The sequence below is a fragment of the Blastopirellula marina DSM 3645 genome, assembly GCF_000153105.1.
GTDB lineage: Bacteria > Planctomycetota > Planctomycetia > Pirellulales > Pirellulaceae > Blastopirellula > Blastopirellula marina.
The window spans coordinates 392,711-412,136 of the sequence record NZ_CH672376.1 but is presented as its reverse complement, the minus strand read 5'-3'; the positions used below and the strand labels follow the sequence as shown (position 1 = coordinate 412,136).

General features: G+C 57.1%; 16 protein-coding genes. 3 read left to right on the top strand and 13 right to left on the bottom strand.

Translation table 11 applies throughout. The annotated features are described in order from the left end of the window. Positions 1-9 precede the first annotated feature (9 nt). The 3 genes from DSM3645_RS03335 to DSM3645_RS03325 all read right to left on the bottom strand — a co-directional run bounded on the left by DSM3645_RS03335 (position 10) and on the right by DSM3645_RS03325 (position 2,826). The gene (locus tag DSM3645_RS03335; RefSeq protein ID WP_002650608.1) at positions 10-915 is read right to left on the bottom strand and encodes a DUF1559 domain-containing protein; all 906 of its coding nucleotides are present in this window, start codon (positions 913-915) and stop codon (positions 10-12) included. 429 nt (positions 916-1,344) lie between these two features. Further along, on the bottom strand, positions 1,345-1,755 hold the full coding sequence (locus tag DSM3645_RS03330; RefSeq protein WP_002650607.1) for a hypothetical protein: 411 nt from the start codon (positions 1,753-1,755) through the stop codon (positions 1,345-1,347). Between the two features lie 102 nt (positions 1,756-1,857). Beyond that, positions 1,858-2,826 carry a DUF1559 domain-containing protein gene (locus tag DSM3645_RS03325; protein ID WP_002650606.1) on the bottom strand — a complete coding sequence of 323 codons (969 nt, stop codon included), beginning with the start codon at positions 2,824-2,826 and terminating at the stop codon, positions 1,858-1,860. A gap of 496 nt (positions 2,827-3,322) precedes the next feature. Between DSM3645_RS03325 and DSM3645_RS03320 the strand changes: the two genes are divergently transcribed. Both DSM3645_RS03320 and DSM3645_RS27615 read left to right on the top strand, forming a co-directional pair. Continuing rightward, positions 3,323-3,757, top strand: coding sequence for a secondary thiamine-phosphate synthase enzyme YjbQ (locus DSM3645_RS03320; protein WP_002650605.1), 435 nt, complete (start codon positions 3,323-3,325; stop codon positions 3,755-3,757). Positions 3,758-4,678: 921 nt separating this feature from the next. Next, positions 4,679-7,987, top strand: a complete 3,309-nt coding sequence (locus DSM3645_RS27615; RefSeq protein ID WP_081444700.1) for an aminotransferase class I/II-fold pyridoxal phosphate-dependent enzyme — start codon at positions 4,679-4,681, stop codon at positions 7,985-7,987. 34 nt (positions 7,988-8,021) lie between these two features. Here the strand turns inward: DSM3645_RS27615 and DSM3645_RS03310 are convergent, their stop codons facing one another. After that, positions 8,022-10,214 carry an efflux RND transporter permease subunit gene (locus DSM3645_RS03310; RefSeq protein ID WP_161603280.1) on the bottom strand — a complete coding sequence of 731 codons (2,193 nt, stop codon included), beginning with the start codon at positions 10,212-10,214 and terminating at the stop codon, positions 8,022-8,024. Between the two features lie 342 nt (positions 10,215-10,556). On the opposite strand from DSM3645_RS03310, the gene DSM3645_RS03300 reads away from it, so the two are divergent. Beyond that, entirely contained in the window at positions 10,557-10,895 is a 339-nt protein-coding gene (locus DSM3645_RS03300) for a CPCC family cysteine-rich protein (protein WP_081444899.1), read from the top strand. A 91-nt stretch (positions 10,896-10,986) separates the two neighbouring features. On the opposite strand, the gene DSM3645_RS27610 is transcribed toward DSM3645_RS03300, so the two are convergent. The 9 genes from DSM3645_RS27610 to DSM3645_RS31120 all read right to left on the bottom strand — a co-directional run. Next, the gene (locus DSM3645_RS27610) at positions 10,987-12,129 is read right to left on the bottom strand and encodes a TlpA family protein disulfide reductase (protein WP_002650600.1); all 1,143 of its coding nucleotides are present in this window, start codon (positions 12,127-12,129) and stop codon (positions 10,987-10,989) included. Between the two features lie 35 nt (positions 12,130-12,164). Further along, positions 12,165-12,650, bottom strand: a complete 486-nt coding sequence (locus DSM3645_RS03290) for a hypothetical protein (protein ID WP_002650599.1) — start codon at positions 12,648-12,650, stop codon at positions 12,165-12,167. Continuing rightward, positions 12,650-13,594 (bottom strand): DUF1559 domain-containing protein, encoded by a 945-nt coding sequence (locus DSM3645_RS03285; protein WP_040351571.1) that lies wholly within the window; start codon positions 13,592-13,594, stop codon positions 12,650-12,652. The genes DSM3645_RS03290 and DSM3645_RS03285 overlap by 1 nt, the downstream gene beginning before the upstream one ends. A gap of 302 nt (positions 13,595-13,896) precedes the next feature. Then, positions 13,897-14,847, bottom strand: a complete 951-nt coding sequence (locus tag DSM3645_RS27605; RefSeq protein WP_081444699.1) for a helix-turn-helix domain-containing protein — start codon at positions 14,845-14,847, stop codon at positions 13,897-13,899. A 235-nt stretch (positions 14,848-15,082) separates the two neighbouring features. Beyond that, on the bottom strand, positions 15,083-15,304 hold the full coding sequence (locus DSM3645_RS03275; RefSeq protein WP_002650596.1) for a DUF2905 domain-containing protein: 222 nt from the start codon (positions 15,302-15,304) through the stop codon (positions 15,083-15,085). 15 nt (positions 15,305-15,319) lie between these two features. Further along, positions 15,320-15,631, bottom strand: coding sequence for a hypothetical protein (locus tag DSM3645_RS03270; protein WP_002650595.1), 312 nt, complete (start codon positions 15,629-15,631; stop codon positions 15,320-15,322). Between the two features lie 175 nt (positions 15,632-15,806). Continuing rightward, positions 15,807-17,228: a sulfatase family protein gene (locus DSM3645_RS03265; protein ID WP_040351570.1), complete on the bottom strand. Its 1,422-nt coding sequence runs from the start codon at positions 17,226-17,228 to the stop codon at positions 15,807-15,809. Positions 17,229-17,688: 460 nt separating this feature from the next. Continuing rightward, positions 17,689-19,215 carry an AAA family ATPase gene (locus DSM3645_RS03260; protein ID WP_040351569.1) on the bottom strand — a complete coding sequence of 509 codons (1,527 nt, stop codon included), beginning with the start codon at positions 19,213-19,215 and terminating at the stop codon, positions 17,689-17,691. A gap of 17 nt (positions 19,216-19,232) precedes the next feature. Continuing rightward, a partial coding sequence (locus tag DSM3645_RS31120; protein WP_002650592.1) for a hypothetical protein occupies positions 19,233-19,426 on the bottom strand: 194 nt, incomplete at its 5' end.

Sequence of the window (19,426 nt, the reverse complement as noted above, 5' to 3'; positions counted from 1 at the left end):
CGAAGCGATCTAGAAATCGACGCTGATGACCTCATTGTCATTGCGATTCGCCAGATAGCCGAGATTCGTCGTATCCACCGTCACGGCGATCGAGCGCACGCTGGCGTCCCCGAGGACAAAATTCACCACGCCGGGATGAAAACTGCCGAAGACCAATTTCTGGGCTCCAGAAACCGTATCCTTCGGGTTCTTGGCCAAAGGATAACCAGGACCAGCGGCGCGCGTGATCGAGTAGGCCCAACCGCTGAAGACGGGACCATCGCCGCCGGCCGGCTCACTCAACAAGTTCACTTCGCGAATATGTTTCTCGCCCATCGCAATCGTGTTGCTCAAGCCGTCGGTGACCGACGCGAGCCGCGTCCTGGACTTCCATTTGGTCGAATTTCCCTCGGCGATGATCATCATCCCGGTCGCGGTCGACTGACGGTAATAGGCGTCGTCGCCAGAATGACCATCGCACGTCGCATAGTCGCCGACGGCGCCTTGGTCGTCGGGGATCGTGCCGGTGCTCGTTTCTATGTCGGTGGCCAAGTCGCCCACGCTATGTCGACTGGGACAAACGTAGCCGGCGACCGGCGTCTGCTGCGCCGCAGCCAATTGATTTTTGTAAGACTTCGTCATGTCGAGCGAATCGTAGAGCGCGGTCTGTTCCATGAACGGCAACAACATCGCGGACCAACCGAGATAGTTGATGACAATGCGAGTCGGGGGAAGCTCTTGGTAGGTGTCGTGAAAGTTATGCAGCGACAATCCAACCTGCTTCAGATTGTTCAGGCACTGCGTCCGGCGAGCCGCTTCGCGGGCCTGCTGAACGGCCGGCAACAACAAAGCGATCAAGACGCCGATGATCGCAATCACGACCAATAACTCAACCAGCGTGAACCCAGAGCGGGCTCGATGAGACGAATAGAACATGCGCGTTTCCCAAAAAAGGGGAATAGATAAGGAATCCCAAGCTACCCCCATTTCAACGGGCGGGAATCTCTACTTTATCGCTCCATCGCGGGATCGCAATAGATTTTAGTTTTTTTGCGCAGTTTTTTCCCTCTTTACCACCATCCCAAGGCAAAGCATCAACACTCGCTTTCGCATTCTAAGTTCTAAATAGCGGGATCAAATTTTCCATAATGGTGTTTTTCCCCAATCAGCTTTTTACACAATTTGCTCCTGCAAGCGTTCCAGTGACAACAGGGCACAACCCGAGAGAGATTTTTTGCCGAGATTGGTTACTGCGAACCGTTAGAAGAATGGAGGATTCGCCATCCCCGGACGGAGCGTCTTACGACGGAGGAATCGGCCCCGCTGCTTCACCGCAGCTTGACCTCCAAAGCGAATGACCGACGGCTAGTTTTGCTTCAATTCAAACGTAAACGCGTTTGGTCCCGTTTCGGTAACGCTCGCCTGAAGCGCCGTATCAAGACTGCCGTACCGGTTCGGCACAATGTCGACCGAGCCAGACTCGACGTCTTCGTCATAGATGGTCACGCGATGTTCACCGACGACCACGCCGCTCTTGATGCCGTTGCTTCGCAACTCGACAATCTGACCGTCAATCACTTGCCCGCTCGACGCCGGACCGGGCTCGACTGGCGAAAAGGTGATGATTCCCCTGGTCAGCGGCTGCCCGTTCAGCGTGACGTTACCCGAGACCGGAACCGTCGGAGGTAACTTCGGCCCGCGGTCATAGCATCCGGATAAAGCGATCGAACAAAACGCGACGAACGCAACGCTGGCGAGAGGGGAACGAAATGACATGAGTCAAACCTGAGCGGGCGAAGGGTGGATGAATCAGGTAACGAGACGCCGCTGCACCTGGAAGGCGCCAGCGTCAACTTGCCAACCAAGGACCGGCGATCCTCAAAGTTCGCCAGGCGTTTCGTTACCACCGCGGGTTCCATACGCTTGATAGACGGAGCGATCGACCGTTTCCGAAATGAACCGCACCGAGCCGTCCGCCAATCCAAATTCGGCGCCGCCTGGATGAAAGCTGCGACTGTAGATCACCATGTTGTCCGTGCCAGCCCCGTTACAGGGCGCCCGCATGAAGTTGCGACAACTGCTTGAGCGATCACCGACGATCGTGTTCGGCGGCTCCAACGTACTGAAAGAACCGCTCGCACGACGCCCAAAGTAATACGATCCGCGCAGATCTTGATTGGTCGAGTTGCGGGGAGCAACGTCCGGCACGACCAGGATCTCTCCCATTAGCAGCGTGTTGGTCGTTCCATCGGTAACGTCGGCCAAATCGGTCCGCGAGTTCGCATAGAAGATGCCGTTACGATTCCGCATATTGGCGTCAGCGGTCGGGGTAAAAACTTCCGATCCGCTGCAACTAACATAATTGCCGGCGAACCCAAAATTACCCGACCAGACGGACGGTTCGATATTGGTGATCTTCCGACCGTTCGGATCGCTCGGGCAGGTCAAACCATCGATCACCGTAAATCGTCCCGGCGCCGTGGCTGGATTGCCGCCGCCGTCCAAGTGCGATTTCATGCCGTCGTAGAGCGCCGCCTGTTCGATAAACGGCAAGATCATGAGCATCCACGTCGGCGGATTGCCGTCAAAGCTGCCGGTGCCGCGACCGCCGTCAAAGTTAACAAGTCCGACAACGCCCGGCGTGAAACGCCCGAACGTATCGTGATAGTTATGCATCACAATTCCCAACTGTTTCAAATTGTTGGAACATTGCATCCGCCGCGCCGCTTCCCGTGCTTGCTGCACCGCCGGCAGCAACAAAGCGATCAAGACGCCGATGATGGCGATGACTACTAATAACTCAACCAGCGTGAACCCTGATCGAGCTCGATGATAGGAACGAAACATGCATGTTCCCCAAAAAAATGAAATAGATAACAAAATCAGGTTACCCCCGGATTGCCGGGGGGGGAATGCTCTACTTTATCGCCCTGTTGTCGGATCGCAATGGAGCTTGGTTTTTTTGCACATTTTTTCCCTCGTCGCAGCCATTGCAGTTACGATGCGATAACACTCCTCTTTACCTTCCAATCGCCGGATAATGGACGTCACTCCACCATAAAAGGTCGCTGATGCATCAACCATTTTCCCCAGTTTGCCGGTGCCAACGAGCCTAAGACCATCGGAGACGGTCCCGCCGAGACCGCCTACCGAGATTGATTGCTGCTGTCTTTGGGGAGCAATGGGCGACTTGCCCACCCCTGGCTGAGATTCTTCAACCGAGGGTTCCGGCCGGATCCCTTACCGAAGCTTCACGTCCCCAGCGAATGACCGACCAGATCTAGTCGTCTAAACTGGCGCTAAGTCACCGCTCGAACCGTATTCACTCGAAGGCCCGCTTTTCATGAAATCGCACACCCAAGAACTTTGGATGGACGTGCCGCAACGGCGGCAAATCATCTCGATCCACCGCGACATCGAGCAAGCGGTCGCCGACAGCGGCGTGCAAGAAGGGATGGTGCTAGTGAATGCGATGCACATCACCGCGTCTGTCTTTATCAATGACAACGAGTCAGGCCTGCACGCCGACTATGATCGTTGGCTCGAACAACTCGTTCCCTTCAACCCCGGCAGCGATCCTGCCCAAGGAGGCTATCTGCACAACCGCACCGGCGAAGACAACGCCGATGCGCATCACAAACGCCAGATCATGGGACGCGAAGTGGTGGTCGCGATCACCAAGGGGAAGCTGCATCTGGGGCCGTGGGAGCATATTTTTTATTACGAGTTTGATGGGAAGCGGCGGAAGCGGATTTTGGTGAAGGTGATTGGGGAGTGACCAATGGGAAATGGACGACCACACGACCACCCACTGACGGATCTGTTGGTTCACAAAATGCACCCGTTTCCTGAGCAAGTGGAAGCGTTGATCCTCAAATTGACTGGAATCAATCCCGGGGCATTGGCGAATACAGATCACCTGTTGAGCGATTGGGAAAGGGGAACAGAACGAGGAATCGCATGGCTGGAACAGAAATTGAGAGAGCAAGATTGCGACCTATAGCGATCGCTTGGGGGAGATCCTGATTCCGCACGATTGTTCGATTTATGGGCCTCTGGCGATCCGATCGAGCATGACTACCCGCACAACCGCCCTGGCGAAGACAACGCCGAACAACCCGCGCCAAATTCACCACCTGCGTCGGATGGCGCCATGCGATCATTAGGCGATTCAGATTACGGGCACGTCCCCTGGCTCTGGGGGCATTTACGTTGAGCGATCCGCGATGTAAGACCACGAGCGGCCGAGATCTTGACCGGATGTAAGCAAGGACTAGAACGCGATCGTTCGAGATCGATATTGCTTGACATGAAACAACTTACGGCCATCTGGATCGCTTTGACCGCCAGAGAGCTCTGATGGCGAGATCCATGACGCACCTGGCGGTGATTCGCAAGCCACGATTCTCCGTTCGGAACCTTGAGAGATCGCGAGCCATCACCTTTGAACGGGCTAGACAAGACGCTAGAGGCGGCAAAAACCCCGCAGGCAGAAAAGTCGCCCCCTCCGTTTCGGTTTTGAATAAAAACCAATCGAGCCATTTTCGATCCGGCAAAGGATTGCTTATGCAATTACATTGGGTATTGTAGTTGCATTGGACATTGTGGACACATTGGGAAATGTGAATTTCGTGGACAACTCGACGTCCCTGCAATTGTTCGATAATGTTCAAACGCTCTGATGCGATGAGGGTAACAGATGAAGAAGCCCGAGACCCTCCTTGATTCCTTGCGTTCCCATGTGGAATCGCAGGGGGACAATGCCGCATTTACCTTTCTGAAATCGGACGACGAGCAGATCTCGGTCAACTACCGAGATCTCGATTCACGTGCTCAGGAAATAGCTCACCGCTTACTGCAGGTTGTTGAACCTGGCGATCGAGCGTTGCTGATGTACCCCGCCGGTCTTGATTTCATTGAAGCTTTTCTCGGCTGTCTGTACGCCGGGATCGTCGCAGTCCCCGCCTATCCCCCCAAGAAGAATCGCAACGCGGAACGTATCCTCACCATCGCCGAGGACTGTTCTCCGCGTTTGTTGCTCTGCGCTTCCGAGACCAAGCGGAATGTCGAAGCGGAAATCGCGCGTGCGATGCCGCGATCTGCGGTCCTTGCGACCAATGAACTGAGCACATCGCGCTGCGGATCGTTGCCGCAACTTCGCAGCGACCAATTGGCGTTCCTGCAATACACGTCGGGCTCGACCGCAGTTCCCAAGGGAGTGATGGTGACGCATGGAAACATCGTCGCCAACGAGCGTCTGATCCAGAAGTATTTTCAATTCACCCAAGATTCGTTGGTCGTCTCTTGGTTGCCGATGTTCCACGACATGGGTCTGATCGGCGGCATTCTGGCGCCGCTGTTTGTCGGAGCCCCGTCGGTGCTGATGGCGCCCAACACCTTCCTGCGCGAACCGATCAAGTGGCTGCAAACGGTGACGGACTTCGGCGCGACAGCGACCGGCGCTCCCAATTTCGCCTTCGATCTGTGCGCGAAAAAAATCACTTCCGAGCAGAAGAAAAGCCTCGACCTCTCGACCTTGAATATCACCTTCAACGGATCCGAGCCAGTCCGTGCCGAGACTCTGCAGCGGTTCAGTGCAGCGTTCGCCGACTGCGGCTTCCGTTCGGAGGCCTTCTTCCCTTGCTACGGCATGGCCGAAACGACGCTCCTCGTTTCTGGCGGTCCGCCGCTTGCGCACACCGAAATTGCCAGGGTCGACTCCGCCCAACTCGTCCAGCATCGGATTGTCGATTCGGATCAGGGGCAACCGCTTGTCAGTTGCGGCCAGGTCGGCTCTGACCTGGAAGTTCGGATCGTCGATCCCCAGACTTTTGTCGAGCGCAAAGCCCAAGAGGTTGGAGAAATCTGGCTCAACGGCGACAGCGTCGCTCAGGGATACTGGCATCGGACCAACGAGACCGTCGAAGCGTTCCAAGCCAAGTTAGCGGGAGACGATCGCAACTGGCTCCGTACCGGCGACTATGGTTTTCTCCGCGACGGACAATTGTATGTCACCGGTCGCCTGAAAGACCTGATCATCATTCGCGGTCGAAATATCTATCCGCAAGATATTGAGGAGTTGGTTGAGCAGCACTTCGAAGTGATCGAACCGAACAGTTGCGCCGCATTTTCGGTCGAGAGCAATGGCGAAGAAAAACTGCTGGTAATCGCCGCAGGAACGCGCGAGATGGTTCGCTGGTCCAACAACGGCGGCGGCAACGGCGAGGTGGTCGATCTTCACCACAAGATCGACACGCTTCGCTCGGCGATCCTCAATCAGTTTGAAGTGGCGCTGACCGATTTGATGTTCGTGCGCCCCACGACCTTTCCGACTACTTCTAGCGGAAAAGTACAGCGGCAACTCGCCAAAAAACGCTTTGAAAGCGGCGATTTTGAAATCGTCTTTGAATCGGCGGTCCGCACGCCGGAAACGGTCGAGACTTCTCTCTCTGGTTCGGCCGAACTGACCACGATCATCTGCGACATTTTGCAAGCGTGGGCCAGCGACGAAGAGCAACAGCTCCCGCCGCTAGATGGACACACGACGTTCACGTCGCTCGGCGTCGACTCGCTGGCGGCCGCCGACATCGGCGCTCGGCTCGAGAAGAAGTTGGGCTTCAGCGTCGAAGCCGACACGCTTTATCAGCAACATACCATCGACGAGCTGAGTCAGTTCCTCGGTCGTCGCGTACCTTCCAATTCGTTGGCCGGCGGCAATGGGCGTGCGGCGCTGACGCAGGCCGACTATCTCGGCTTCTTCCAAGAAGGCCTCCAACGCTTTCATCAATTTCGCGATGCAGGGCACGACTACTTCGGCACCGTGATCGAAAGACAAGAAGGCAGTCATGTCTGGGTCGACGGCCGAAAGATGCTGATGATGGCGTCGTACAGCTATCTGGGCCTGATCAATCGACCCGAGATCAACCAGGCTGCTGAAGAAGCGATCGCCTTGTACGGGACAGGCGCCCACGGCGTGCGTCTGCTGGCCGGCACCTTTGACGCGCATCGACAACTTGAGCAGGAGATAGCCAAGTTCTTCCATTCCGACGACGCGATCGTCTATAGCAGCGGCTTCATGACGAATCTGGCGACGGTCGCCGCTCTGGTCGGCAAAGGGGACTTCGTCATCGGCGACGAGCTGAACCATGCGAGCATCGTCGACGGCTGCCAGTTCTCGGCGGCGACCTTCCTGATGTTCTCTCACAACAACATGGAAGAGCTGGAACAGCTTCTCAAAGAACACCGTGGACGACGCATGCTTGTCATCGTCGACGCCGTCTATTCGATGGAAGGCGATATCGCTCCGCTCCCACGCATCATCGAACTATGTCGCGAGTACGGCGCGATGTTGATGGTGGACGAAGCGCACAGCTTGGGCGTGATCGGCAAAACCGGCAAGGGAATTCAAGAACACTTCGACCTGCCGGACGACGCGATCGACATCAAGATGGGCACGCTCTCGAAGTCGATCGCCAGCTGCGGCGGCTTTATCGCGGCTCGCCAAGAGATCATCGACTTTCTCAAGCATACCGCCCGAGGCTTCGTCTTCTCGGCGGCCTTGCCGGCGGCCCAAGTCGGCGCGGCTCGCAAATGCTTGGAGATCATTCAACGCGAGACCCATTTGGCCGATCGCCTGCGAGGGTTGTGCGACCAATTTGTGAACGGGCTGCGGCAACTTGGTTTTGAAGTGCCGCCGACCGAATCGGCGGTCGTTCCGATCATCTTCTCGACCGAGCAAGAAACGCTGGAAGCCGTCGGTTTCTGTCGCGATCACGGGCTCTTTGTCGTGCCGGTCTTCTATCCAGCCGTGCCGATGGACAAGCCAAGAATCCGCGCGACCGTGACTGCGTCGTTGACCGAAGATGAGATCGACAGTGCGCTCAGCGTCTTCCAAGCGTTGTCGACGACGCAATCCCAAAGCCACATGGAACGAGTGTTGGCGGCAAAAGGAGTGGAAAAGCGAACCATCACCGTTTCTCGCTCGAACTCCTCACTCTCTACGTCGTGAATTTGTGGGGGATAGCGGCGGCGAACTTTCGCGATTACGCGTCTACATCCACTTGATCCGTCACGCGAAACGTATAAAGCAGCGCCGGCAGCAGCAACAGATCGCACACCAGTGCGATCAGCAGCGAGAGTATCAAGACCAGCGAGAAGCGAGACATCACCAACAACGTCTGGTTTAAGAAAGCGGCCAGTCCCACCGATGCGATCAACGTGGTCGCCAACATGGCGCGGGAACATTGCGAATAGGCGGTGCGGATCGCGCTGCGAGTGATTCTGGTCGATCCCCCCTCGCGGAATGCAATTTCTTTGGCCCGCATCATGAAATGGGTCGTATCGTCGACCGCGATTCCTAGCGCGATACAACCGGCGATCGCGATCCCGATATCGATTGGTTGCCCCCACAGCCCGATCGCTCCGTACAAGCAGATCGCCGGAAAGCAGTTGGGGATCATCGACAACAGCCCCAACGGAACCGACCAAAGGGCCAGCATCATCAACGGGCAGATGACGGCGAACGCCAGCAGATAGTTAAAAAAGAGATCGGCCATTAACTTGTTTTGCGCGACGTGGTACAGCAGACCGACGCCGGTCTGTTGAATCTGGATCTGGTCAGGCGAATAGCGTTTCACTAGTTCCTGCTGGGCGACAATCGCCACCGAATCGCGCAGCTGCTCAAAATCAACGCTTTTGGAAAAGGGAAAACGTAGACTGATTCGCCAAGTTTCGGTTGCTTCGCCAGCGGGAGACGACTGGAGCGACAAATAAGAGGTCTCGGTCAATTGCTCACGTAAGCCGGCCAGTTTCTTGCGGTACAAGACGCGCGCGCTCACGCCGGCGATCCCGCGCTGCTCCGATTCCGGCGGCAGCCAAGCGGTCGCGGACAAAGTTGCGTCAACTTCCGGGGTCTCTACCAGTGCTGTTTGCAGTTGGCGAATCGCGGCCGCTCGATCCGCGACCTGGGCCGGATCCGCGTCAAAAAACTCGATCAGCAGTTCGGTTTGATCGATCGGACCGATCTTCGCCTCAAAGCGGGCGACGTCGCGAATCGTCGCGATCTCAGATCCAAACATCTCTTCGACCTCGAGCCCGCTCTGGAGCAGCGGCAATCCACTAGCGGTCACTACGAGCGTCACGGTGAACACGCCAAAGACAAACAGGGAATGCGCCGCTGTCCAATCATGCATCCGCACCAGCGAAGCGCCAGCGCGACCGGTCTCGATTTTTCCTGCGATCAACTGCAGCGCCCAAGGCGCGAACGCCAATTGCCAAAAGACCGAATTCACGACGCCCACAGCGCAGAAGAACCCGAACTCGCGGATCGCTTGATATTCGCTATGACTAAGCGACAGCATGCTGACCGCCGTCGTCAATGCGGAAAATAGACACGGCTTCCAACCAAGCCGCAGCGCCGTTGCCGCGATCGAATCATGTTCGGCGCCGCGTGCATAATTGATCAGGTGCAGCGTACCGGAGACCGACAGGATAAACGTGAGCGCAGGAATCGCCGATGTGAGTCCGCCCCATTTGTAACCGCTCAAGGTCACCATGGCGATGCTCGTGCCGCTGGCGACGCCGCTGGTGAGGAAGACCACCAGAACCAGCCGCAGATCTCGGAGAAAGAACCAAGCCACCCCCGTCGCCAACAGGCAACACGGCAACAACGCGTTGGTCAGGTTTTGGCGGATCAGCTTATCCCCTTCCGCCGAGATCGCCGGATAACCGACGATCAGCAACCCCGGTTGATCGGCGCCCACGCTATCGCGCACGACCGTTTCGACAAACTCCATCGACTCCAAGCGATTGGTCATGCCTGATTGGGTCAGAATGATCGCGATGCAAGTCTGGTCGTTCTGACCAAAGAAAAACCCGCGAAACCGCTCGATGATCGCAGCCGGCGTCTCATAGGCCGCGCCGTTGGTCTCCAGTAAGTCGGCGCCGGAGATCGTCTTCGCGACCAGCCCGTTCACATCGTCTTGCTGCAACCGATCTTCGACCCGTTGCCGGCGCGGGTCGCCGGCCATACAGCCGTCCCACGTTACCAGCAGAAAGTCATCGACGCCAAACCGCGATACGAGTGACTCATACAACGCACGCTCGTCCGAATGGTCGGGGAGCCATTGCATGACATCTTCGATGTTCGTGTCGATCCGCAAGATGCCGACGATGCAGATCAAGGCGCCGATCAGAAATTGAACAAGCACCACCGCGATCATGGCCGAACTTCGCATGCTAGCGTCTTTGGGAGGCATGTTGGCCGTTGTAGGAGAGTCGTCTCTTATCGACACCCCTCGAAGAGGATTCACGTTTGTAGCATTTCCTCGGGGCTCCGACAAATCGGTGATAAGCAAGGACCAAGCAATTGGTAGACAACCGAGGAAGCGGGGCGCGTGATTGTCGGCTTCTCCCTTGCTGGAGTTCTATGGTTGCGCGACAATAGAGAAACCGTGGAAGAATAGGGCGCCTAGACGCAAGCAATCGCCAGTTTCGCGGAGCGCCGCCAGGAGGGGAAAATCGAATGCTTGGATGCGTTTTGATGTCACCGCGAACCAGAATTGGATAAGCCGATTACGATGCCTCACCCCTGCCCTGCTTGCGGTTTTGAAGTGTTTGACGAGCCAGCCGGCAGCTACGAAATCTGTGCTGTCTGCGGCTGGGAAGATGATGCGGTGCAATTGCGGTTTCCTCGATTGCCGTACGGATCGAACGAAGGCTCGCTTTGGCTCTGGCAAGAAGCGGTGCTGCAGAAGTTTCCGCTCGAGCAGCAAACGGTCGAGACCTATCAACGCTGCGCCGAATGGCGACCATTAACCGCGGCGGATTGCGCCACGACCGAATCGCAGCCAACCAATGGGTCCGAGTATCTGGATGTCGCGGCGAAAGAGCCGCCGCCCTACTACTGGCGCGCTTAAGAAACGCGATCCGCTTGCTTCCCCAGACAAAGAGGGCCGAGTGACCGAGAATGCAATCCGTCACTCGACCGCTTCTCTGGGGAGCTTAACGTTAGGACTCGGTTGATTCAACGTCGGGAAACAACGATTTCAACTGACGCTCCAGTTCTTCGCCGCGGGCGTAGGTCGTAATCACGTTACCATCGGCGCCGATCAAGATCATGCAGGGAATCGAATTGATGCCGTAAAGCTTGGCGGTCGGGTGATTCCAACCCCGCGTCTCTTTCGTTCCTTCCTCATGCAGGACGATCCAAGGGATCTCGTTCTTCTCGACGTACTGTTTCAAGTACTCGTGGTTTTCGTCCAAGCTGACGCCGACGATCTCAAAACCATGGGGACCATACTTCGCGTAGTGTTCTCTCAACTTCGGAAACTCGGCGACGCAGGGGCCGCACCAAGTCGCCCAGAAATCCACCAACACGACTTTCTGCTTCAGATCCGACAAAGCGAGCGGCTTGCCGTCCATGGTCGTGCCGGTCAGTTCCATCGGCGAACCGGGCAGATGTAAACGCCTGGCGGAGGCCAAAAACCGTTCGGCCGTATCTTGCGATTGCGGGTCCGTCATCTTGCGGAAGAACTCAGCGAAGTGCTCATGCACCTCGGCCGCCGCGTGCGAATCCTTGGCGGCCGCGACCGTCTTGGCGACCAAATGTGCGAAGGAACGACTATCCGATTCAGGCGCTTGCCGCATGAGATAAGCGGTCGCTTTGCGCATCAACTCGCGCTGCTCTTCGACTTCGAGCGTCGAGAAGGAATCAAAGTGATAGAGTAGTCCTTCGCGCTCGGCGACGCTCTGCAAGGTCGGCGAATCGGCCTGATCCAACTGGCTCAGCAGCGACTCAAGCTCTTCCTTCGCCCCGGTGACATCAACCCGAACGCCATATCGCAGCAACTCTGTCTTGAATCGGTAAAGCTTCGCCTGATCGGCCTTGTCTTGGTCTTCGGCCAGCAGTGGGTTCACCGTTTCCATCGCATCGCTCAGCTTCTTGCGAAACGCGGTTTGACGTTCCTCCAGGGTCGCTCCTTCGACTTCAAATAAGTTAACGCGAAGTTTTAACAGTTGACGATCGAGCGTGATGGGAGCGGATTCCGCCTGCTCAGCGGCCGGCGTCTGCGGCTCTTCGCTCCAGACAGGAGCCGACCGTCCGACAAAAATAACGACCGCCAGAACCAAACAGCATGGCATACGTTTCATAAGTGAGTTAACTCGATTGAAATCAAGGGAAAGGGTTAGTTATTAACGCCGATGGAACGCAGTGAAGAATCGCCGGTTGGTTTCGCCAAAACGGAAACGCCGCTGAGTTCAATCGGAGGAAGCTCGTTCGTTTCTGAATTGATCGTGACCTGCATGACGGCTCTCGAGGGATTGCTGTAGGCGCCCTTGAGTCGGTCGGGAGTAAGCCCGGTCGACCAAACGAGCGTTACGTCATACTCGCCGGATGGCGCTCCATCTCGTTGCTCATAGGTTCCTAACTGGTAGACGCCGTCGACTCCTACCACCCCCCAAGGTTTGGAGTTCCGCAGATCGACGGGACTGCTAGTCGGAAAAAGCATGACAATCGCGCCCTCCGCTTTTTCTCCATTCACTGTGACAACGCCCGACGCCGGGTAGGTATCGGTCATCCAGTGTTCTCGCTTGCCGCATCCAAACGTCAGGCCGCAAGCGGCGATCGCCAAGAGGAAGCGCCACCGGCGAACAAGGTTTTTGCTGGGCATTAGAAACTCCCCATTACCAAGCCGTCTTGCGGATCATTAAGTTGTCGAGCGACATTGTCCATGTCCAAGTAGTCCGGCAAAAAGCGAACCGATCCATCTCCTAACAGGCCGTTCATGCCTCCAGCATGAAACGAGTACGGATAGGCGAAATGGTTCGCCGAGCTCAAATTGCCGGTGGCCACCACGCCGGTGTAGAGGTTCGTTTTGTCCTCTCCCTGCAGCCAGGTGTAAGCGCAGAGATAGTTGCCGTTCTTCATCCCGGTCCATTGCACCGAACCGTAGCTGATATAGGCGCCGGAGTGTTCGAGGTCGCCCCAGTGCACGGCGTCATGCCAGCTTTGTGCTTGCACCGTGCCGTGGATGTACCAGCGTGACCGACCGGCGCTTTCGTACATGAACAGCGTATTGGTTAGGCCGTCGAGAACCTCAGAAAACGGCGTCCATTCTTTGTTGCCGAACGTCCCTTTGGTGGGAGAGCTGCCGGCGGAATACGCATTGGAAGCGTGCGTGTTCCAAGTCGCGGCCACGTAAGCGTAATCGGAGGTCTGGAATCCGCTGGATTCAAGCGGCTCGCCGCCGTTCGGCGTAGTGGGGCAAATGTACGTTTGCGGCATCTGGTCCTTGATCGCGGTATTGGGAGCGTCGTGGAACCAAGCGGAGTGGTCGTATTGGTCCTCTATATTGGCCTGCTCCATAAACGGCAGGATCGCCACGTTGGGACTCGTAAACGCACTCACCGTATTCAAATAGCAACGCGGCAAAACCCCGTTGGCGTCATGGTAGCTATGCAACGCCAAACCCATCTGCTTCATATTGTTCGTGCAGCTCATCCGCCGCGCCGCTTCTCTCGCCTGTTGCACCGCGGGGAGCAAAAGCCCAATCAGAACGCCGATGATCGCGATCACGACCAACAACTCAACCAAAGTAAAACCACGCTTGTTCATCGATTCGTCACCCAAAAAGGAATGCGGGATATTTGCGTGGTCAAAATTAGCAAACGCTATACCGATTCCTTCTAGACATCCGCCGACAGAGACGACAAATCAACGCAACCCTTTTCTCTCAAAGAACTTGCAGCCATGCTCGCGGCATGCCGCTACGTCGCTAGCGACCTCCCTTTCCTTTTCATGACACAGAAAATGCGCGCGTGAAATCCAGTCGTCCAGCGACCGCGGAGCACAGGACGAAACTTGCGCAAAAAACATGCAGCCGTGAGGGACGTTTCAGCAGTCGGCTGAGGCGAAAACTAAGAATAAACCCGGTACAGGTTAGGCGTCGTGCCGACCTGACGACGGAATTCTCGCCCCATGTGCGACTGGTTGTAGAAGCCGCAGCGCGCCGAGATTTCGTTGAGCGTCAACTCGGATGAGCCGTAACGCAGCAAATGCTTCGCATGCTCAATGCGGACCTGCGAGAGATAGCGCGAAGGGGTCTGACCCATGGTTTGACGAAACAGACGCGTGAAGTGACAGGGGTCAACTCCGGCCGCTTGGGCAAGGTCGTCGCGCGAAACGTCTTGCGAAAAATTCGCGTGCAGATATTCCAACGTGCGCTGGATCGACGCTGGCCGCAGGCGATCTCTCGGTCCGAGCGGCGCCGGCGCCTGATTTTCGGTAAGCGCCAACAAGCGGCGAATGAGATCGTCAACCAGATCATCGGCGGTCATTCTGGCGCCGGCCGCAGGCTGACTCTCGAACTGGTGAAGTAGTCGCTTGAGCAGTACTTCGATCGCATCGTCTCGGAACGATTTAGAGTGCAAAACGTCCATCGCAGGGGCTTCGCGTCCCAAGATACGGCTGGCCCGCTGCTGCAAGACATCGGGCCGAATATACCAGGCGATCGAGTGAAAAGGACCAACTCCTTGAATCTCGGAGGGGAGTTGATCACTCACGAAAACGATGCTGCCTGGTCGGTTGGGACGATGATATTTGCCCAACCCCATGTCCAGTTCCAGGGGATGCTTTGCGCCGCTATTTAACAACAACGACAAAAGCTTCATCCCGCCGGGGTCGCCATCGTCGATCGCTTCGGACAACAACACTTCGGCAATTTCAAATTGCCCGCCGGGGTCATGAAAGTGATTCACGGCCATCATCCGCTCACGCTGCCAATTGGGCGTCTGGCAATACATTTCCCACGAATCGACCCCCATCGAAAGGGAATCGCGTTGAGATAGGATAGCGTCCAGAGAACTCATGACGTCTTGTTCTGTAGATCAGCATGGTGAACGGCGAGACCCTATTATCAACGAGATCTCTCGGTTCTTCAACGTTTTATGGCAGATCTGCGAAGTCGCGCAGAACCAAGTCCCGGTTTTAGAAAATGCCGAATTGAGAAGCTTGGCGGTTCCACGCGATTAACGGCCGGCAAGTCGTCACTACCCAGACTTCTAGGGAAATCGCCGAGAATAGGAGTCCCCGCGCTCTATCGCGCTATCGCCACCACAGTCGCGCGATCGACAGGATGGCGCTCAAGAGAACGCTGAGCACGATGCAGGTAACCAGGGGAAAGTAGAAACGAACCCCGCCCTCTTCGATCCGAATATCGCCTGGCAGGCGGCCAAGCCAAGAAAACCGAGAGGCGATCAGCAGCCCGATTCCCACCGTGCAGATCAGGCCGCCGCTCGCCAATAGTATCCATCCCCAATTTTGCATCACGTCCAACTACGCTTAAATAATGGTCGGCGACCAATTGGGCGGATCGCTGGCCGGGAACGACTCGATGCTTGATTCATCGACCCGATCCTTCGGCACTTCGGCCGCTTCTTCATCACGGGTCCACGAAGCAGTCAGATCATTCGCTGCGAGAATTCGGTCGAGCAGTTCTTCCGTTTCGGCTGGCGGCGCCTGGGCGCAAAAGTGCGCCGTTTGCCGCCGAACCGCATCTTCCATATCGGGATAATGAGCGACGTGACGATCGGCGGCTGCTTCCACTCGATCGCAAACATGTCGCCACTCTTTGGTCATTTGTACGTCGTTCATGGCGCCTCTCCTTAAGAACGTAGGGTTACTTCAATCGCGACGCAAACGTTGGCTGCGTCGCAATCCGTTCGCCCGCTAATGCAATTGTAGGCGCACAGAGGATCACCCGGCCAAATGGAAGCATTTGGCCCTCATAGAGGCTGAATCGCGGCTGGACAGTTGGCCCCTTAGGCTATTAATAATCAGCGCCGTTCAAGCTGTTGACGACCGAAAGTCGCCAATCGCGCTGCAGCTTCGTCAGCTTCTCGGCGATCTCAGGATACTGCTTCAGCACATTTTCTTTTTCGTACGGATCGGCGGCCAGATCGTACAACTCGAAGCGAACCGCTCCTTTCTTGTTCTCAATCCGATGCAATTTCCAATCGCCGCTGGTCAGCGACGCATGCCCTGCTAGGGTATCGATCGAGACCGGCGGTTTCGGCAGGTCCGCCGCATGCAGGCTCACTTCGTCCGCAGGCAAGTCGCCGCCAGTCGCTTGTTGATTCAAAAGCTCTTCCATCATCGCATCGGAACGAACCGGCTTTCCCCCGTTGGCCGTCTGCCAAAAGCCGATCGGTTGCGGCCGCATGTCGGTCTTCGCCGTCAGCAGCGGCAGCAGGTTGATCCCATCCAGCGGACGCTGCTTGTCCGGCGACAATCCCGCCGCGGCAAGCACCGTCGGAAAGATATCGCAGGTGGTCGCTCGCAGCGAAGTCGTCTGCGGCGCCGGAAAACGAGCAGGCCAATCGAGAATGCCCGGCACGAGCAGACCCCCTTCGTAGATCGAACCTTTCTTCTCACGAAATGGCCCGGCCGAGCCTTTCGCCTTATCGGCGCCGTTGTCGCTGCAGTACCACAGAATCGTGTTGTCAGAGATTCCCAGCTCTTTCAGCGTGCTGCGAATCTTGCCGTACGCGCGGTCGATACCGGTTACTTCGCCGTAGTAATCGCGAAACTTGGCAGGCTCATCCTTGTACAGTTCACGATCAGCATCCGCGGCGATATGCGGGCTATGCGGCGAACCAAACCACACGACTGAAAAGAACGGCTTTTCCTCTTTCGCCTGCGCGCGAATCCAATCGATGGCCAAGTCGGCGGTCACGTCCGAGCTTTCGCCGTGATACTGAACCGCGCGGCCCTGATCCGACATGATCGGATCGTTGTCATAAAAATTAGGTGCGCTGATCCAGTCATCAAACCCGCATTTGCCAGGGCTAACCGGGCTGTCCTTGCGTACCGATCCGAGATGCCATTTGCCGAAGTGCGAAGTCGCATAACCAGCGGCTTGCAGGCGCTCGGCCAAGGTGATCTCCTGCGGTCGAATCGGCCAACCCCACGCATAGACGGCCGAACGGTTTGGATTGCGACCGGTCAACACGCTGCAGCGCGTCGGCGAGCAAACCGGCGCCGCGGCGTAAAAACGGGTAAAGCGAACTCCTTCGGCAGCCGCTTGGTCCAGATTGGGCGTGTGAATCGGCGCCGCGTGGTTGTAGCCGACGTCTCCCCAACCTTGATCGTCCGCCATTACGAGGATCACGTTAGGGCGATCCCCGGCCAACGACCAAGAGGCAAAACAGGAAAAAACAGCCAGGCAGGTAAACAGAACACGGAATCGCATGTCGGCAGGCTTTCGATCGGCGGGAAGGTTGCTACACCCCAGATTACTCAAACCCAACGCGGCGTTCTACCGTGCTTGGTCAGCTGGAGAGGAATGGAACACGGCGAAGCCACGGATAAAGCGCGGATCAGCACGGACAGGATTGTCCGGCAAATCGCCACCTCTTGGGCCTGCAGCGGCCAGCCTAAAATAGCATAGCCCCGGGGTTACGTTGCTGCGCAATTCGCGTCTGGGCGAATGCGATTTCCTCCGAGCTGACCCGTTTTTTCTTTTCCCACAATCGAAAGCGAAGACGGTGAGACATGGCGTCCCGTTATCAACATCAGCCGCTCGGCGTTAGCCGCGGTTTCTTGTCTTCATTTTCCGTCGTCCATCAGTTCCTGTCAGAAACCGCGGCTAACGCCGCGCGGCTGATGTCGAGAGAGAAGAAGACGACTAGTTCCGCTCGCTGAAAAGCGATCTAGGTTGGGACAGCCCGTTGGGCTGCTTCGGGGTTGGACCGGACCGCTTCTTTTTTTTCGGGCGGACTCCCGCGCTCGGCCAAGCGATAGGTTGGATGGACGTGCGTTTTTCTGTCGAAGTTCGGGTTCGGTTCGACCTCTCCGGCGGTGAGCATTTGGCTCCAGACAGGCTCGAACCTGGCGCCGCTGATTCCGCTTCGTTCACGGATTCGGGACTTGAACGCATCGTTCTCGGCGACGCTCTGGATCGCCACGCGAATCTTGGCCCGCAAGCGCTGCGCATGGGCTTCGGCTTCGCAGGCGGCAGTTTCGTCCGCGATCGACTGCGGTTCGCGCAGCGTCACGTCCCAGCGGCGGCCGGTTGGATCTTGCAAGCTTCCTTCGTCAATATCAACGCCCCACTCTCCCCCTTGGCCGGCGTAGCCGCCGAGAGTCAGTTGCAACCGATGCTGGCCGCTGCCGGGCAGATAATTTTGCCGATGCCGCACGAGCAACCATTGCCGCGCGAAACCGAGTTCACGAGGAATATCGGAAGCATCCGACTTGATCGCTTTGCGAGACTGGCAACACAAGATCGGCGTCGCGCCATTCTCTAAACAGCAGCGCACCAAGTCGCACAGCTCCGCTGCCTGCGTGCTCTTTCCGGTCGAGGTCAGACGCAGCGGATCGATCACCACCACTTCCAACTGATGCTTGGCGATCCAATCGCGCAGGTTTTCGAGATTCGTCGAACCGTCGCTCGACAACGCCCAGGTTAGATTGGGGAGACGTTTCGACCGGCTGCTGCTGGCGGCGCTCCAACGACGCGCTAGATCGGTCAGTGCATGCTGATCGGTGGTGCTGCTGACAAGCCCGACGCGAAAGGCGCGCGCGGCGGCGAACTGCCCCAAAAACTTCTCGCCGCTCGCCAGCGCCGCACACAGATCGACGGCGATCGAGGTCTTCAGGCTTTTGCTCGGCCCGACGATCACCGCCGGTTCGTTTTGCGTCAGCATGCCAGGCAACAACCACCGCAGCGGCTCTTGCTGCTCGAGCAGCTGTTCCGTCGTGAACTCGAGAAACGAACTGTCGCCGCTCGGCTCTTGTCGACCATTTTTGCGAACTCGGCTCGAAGGATCGTCGCAATCGCGCTGCTCTGCTCGCGACTTGTGCAAGATCGCGGCGTAGTCGGCAAAGTGGGCGAGTTGGCAGCCGTGATCCAAGACTGCGCACATCAAATCCGCCGCTTCAGAGACGCTGTAGCCGACGGATTGCAACTGATCGCGCAGCCGCGGCAGGTCCTTGTCGAGATCATCTTCGGGGCCGATCTGCAAGAGTGCCGAGTAGAGATCGCGATGCGCCTTGACGGTGAAATGGTCGACCGTCATTTCTTCGTCATACAACAGCGGAGACGATTGCAGCACGCAGCCGAGCCACTGCGCGGCGGCGATTTCGGTCGGCGACAGTTGGACCGCGGAAGATCGTTTCCGCCGCTGTTTGGCTCGCTTCAATTGGGCCGCGGCCCGACGACGTTTGGCAGTTTGCATAAGATTTTCGCCCCGCTTCAAAAAGCCCCAAATTGTCGCCGCGTGTTGACGAAAACGCCGCGAAATCGACAGTTCGTGTAGTCGACGCCAATTCCGTGCGCTTCGTCAAGAGACAATTTTTGGGGCACGCGACGATGGGCTGAAAACGGAGCTGCCGACTCCCCCAACATCAGCCGCACGGCGTTAGCCGCGGTTTCTGACAGCAGCGCGT

Coding starts and splice junctions, on each gene's coding strand:
- DSM3645_RS03290 (WP_002650599.1), bottom strand. CDS start 12,650: ATGCCCAGCAAAAACCTTGTTCGCCGGTGGCGCTTCCTCTTGGCGATC.
- DSM3645_RS03335 (WP_002650608.1), bottom strand. CDS start 915: ATGTTCTATTCGTCTCATCGAGCCCGCTCTGGGTTCACGCTGGTTGAG.
- DSM3645_RS03285 (WP_040351571.1), bottom strand. CDS start 13,594: ATGAACAAGCGTGGTTTTACTTTGGTTGAGTTGTTGGTCGTGATCGCG.
- DSM3645_RS03330 (WP_002650607.1), bottom strand. CDS start 1,755: ATGTCATTTCGTTCCCCTCTCGCCAGCGTTGCGTTCGTCGCGTTTTGT.
- DSM3645_RS03270 (WP_002650595.1), bottom strand. CDS start 15,631: ATGAACGACGTACAAATGACCAAAGAGTGGCGACATGTTTGCGATCGA.
- DSM3645_RS03310 (WP_161603280.1), bottom strand. CDS start 10,214: ATGCGAAGTTCGGCCATGATCGCGGTGGTGCTTGTTCAATTTCTGATC.
- DSM3645_RS03265 (WP_040351570.1), bottom strand. CDS start 17,228: ATGCGATTCCGTGTTCTGTTTACCTGCCTGGCTGTTTTTTCCTGTTTT.
- DSM3645_RS03300 (WP_081444899.1), top strand. CDS start 10,557: ATGCCTCACCCCTGCCCTGCTTGCGGTTTTGAAGTGTTTGACGAGCCA.
- DSM3645_RS03260 (WP_040351569.1), bottom strand. CDS start 19,215: ATGCAAACTGCCAAACGTCGTCGGGCCGCGGCCCAATTGAAGCGAGCC.
- DSM3645_RS27615 (WP_081444700.1), top strand. CDS start 4,679: ATGAAGAAGCCCGAGACCCTCCTTGATTCCTTGCGTTCCCATGTGGAA.
- DSM3645_RS03275 (WP_002650596.1), bottom strand. CDS start 15,304: ATGCAAAATTGGGGATGGATACTATTGGCGAGCGGCGGCCTGATCTGC.
- DSM3645_RS03320 (WP_002650605.1), top strand. CDS start 3,323: ATGAAATCGCACACCCAAGAACTTTGGATGGACGTGCCGCAACGGCGG.
- DSM3645_RS03325 (WP_002650606.1), bottom strand. CDS start 2,826: ATGTTTCGTTCCTATCATCGAGCTCGATCAGGGTTCACGCTGGTTGAG.
- DSM3645_RS27605 (WP_081444699.1), bottom strand. CDS start 14,847: ATGAGTTCTCTGGACGCTATCCTATCTCAACGCGATTCCCTTTCGATG.
- DSM3645_RS27610 (WP_002650600.1), bottom strand. CDS start 12,129: ATGAAACGTATGCCATGCTGTTTGGTTCTGGCGGTCGTTATTTTTGTC.